This is a genomic window from Paenibacillus popilliae ATCC 14706 (assembly GCF_000315235.1).
Taxonomy (GTDB): Bacteria; Bacillota; Bacilli; order Paenibacillales; family Paenibacillaceae; genus Paenibacillus_B; species Paenibacillus_B popilliae.
Genome location: NZ_BALG01000371.1, coordinates 1 through 1,181 on the forward strand (window position 1 = coordinate 1; position 1,181 = coordinate 1,181).

Below are 1,181 nucleotides of genomic sequence, written 5' to 3' on the forward strand. Positions count from 1 at the left end.
GCTGTAGCGCTCTTTGAACTGAACAAAGAAAAAACGAGTGATGATGAAGGCTATACCCACGGCAAAATGGTTCGTGGCCTCTTCCACACTCGTTATCAGGTGCGCATGAAAAACCACAAGGGCATTCAGCGAATCTCTATTGATTGTGACACACAAGTGCAGCCATTTGCAAGGCTTATTGAATTATTTTGGCCGGAGCATGATTTGATGCTTCTTTGGGCTACGCCCAAACCGGATATTTACCAAGGCTTACCTCGGACTGCATAGGTCATGTGTCTTATTATACCTTACCATTTTTTGGTATTTAAATTGCGACATCAAAAGAATATATAGCTAAATAACAAAAAAAAGTCCAGTAGCATAAACACTACTGGACTTTATAATTTAACCTGTTTTTTCAACTTCTACTTCCATTTTATTAGCTATCTTTTGAAGGAATTTGATGTAATTTAACAATTCTATTTTGCTCATTGGCTGTATTACTTCTGAGGAGACGCTACTATCAATCGACTTGACTTCAATTTCACATTGATCTTCTGAGACATTTAGATGTTGTTCTACATTTAATTCTTCAAAGGAAGCACTCCGCTCTCGATAATATCTTTACCATAATCACTATACTTTACATTGATATTCACTATTTATTCCTCCCTTCCCTTGGGTAACATGTTAACCGCAGATTCAATCCCAATCTCGATGAGTTGTTTTTCTTGTTCTGATATTTCAATATTAAGATGCTTTAATGTGTCATAGACCAATTTCATTGCATTTTCTTTCTTAGTTTCCCCATCCTCATCTTTCATAGTTTTGCTGCTAGACTAAAAAGTAGACATGTAGAACCGAGAATCGGGTAGAATGAAAATATCCAAATTCGAGGTGCTACGATGACGAAAAAATACGATAAAGAATTCAAACTCCAAACGATTCAGATGATCCAGGAAGAAGGAAAGGCGGTGGCGCAGGTCGCCCGCGAACTAGGGAATAAGCGACAATACCTTGTATCGCTGGATGCCCGAATACAAGAAAGACGGTGTACAAGCTTTTCCAGGTAGTGGACAACTGAAAGCCGACGACAAAGCTGTTCGCAATCTCCAGAAGCGCATTCGTGATCTGGAAGAGGAGAACGACATCTTAAAAAAGGCGATGCACTACTTCGCCAAAGACCGGCACTGATCTATCCA

4 protein-coding genes are annotated in these 1,181 nt (G+C 39.4%); 3 read left to right on the forward strand and 1 reads right to left on the reverse strand.

Annotated features, from left to right (window positions below; genetic code table 11):
* The coding region (locus PPOP_RS17425; RefSeq protein WP_006287981.1) for a hypothetical protein at positions 1-267 on the forward strand (267 nt) is incomplete at its 5' end.
* A gap of 374 nt (positions 268-641) precedes the next feature.
* Here PPOP_RS17425 and PPOP_RS22270 read toward each other — a convergent pair.
* A complete protein-coding gene (locus tag PPOP_RS22270; protein ID WP_006287982.1) occupies positions 642-803 on the reverse strand; it encodes a hypothetical protein in 162 nt (53 codons plus the stop codon).
* 81 nt (positions 804-884) lie between these two features.
* Here PPOP_RS22270 and PPOP_RS26140 point away from each other — a divergent pair, with 81 nt between their 5' ends.
* The gene (locus tag PPOP_RS26140) at positions 885-1,052 is read left to right on the forward strand and encodes a transposase (RefSeq protein ID WP_422730664.1); all 168 of its coding nucleotides are present in this window, start codon (positions 885-887) and stop codon (positions 1,050-1,052) included.
* Entirely contained in the window at positions 982-1,173 is a 192-nt protein-coding gene (locus PPOP_RS22275; RefSeq protein ID WP_305082448.1) for a hypothetical protein, read from the forward strand. The genes PPOP_RS26140 and PPOP_RS22275 overlap by 71 nt, the downstream gene beginning before the upstream one ends.
* Positions 1,174-1,181: the final 8 nt, after the last annotated feature.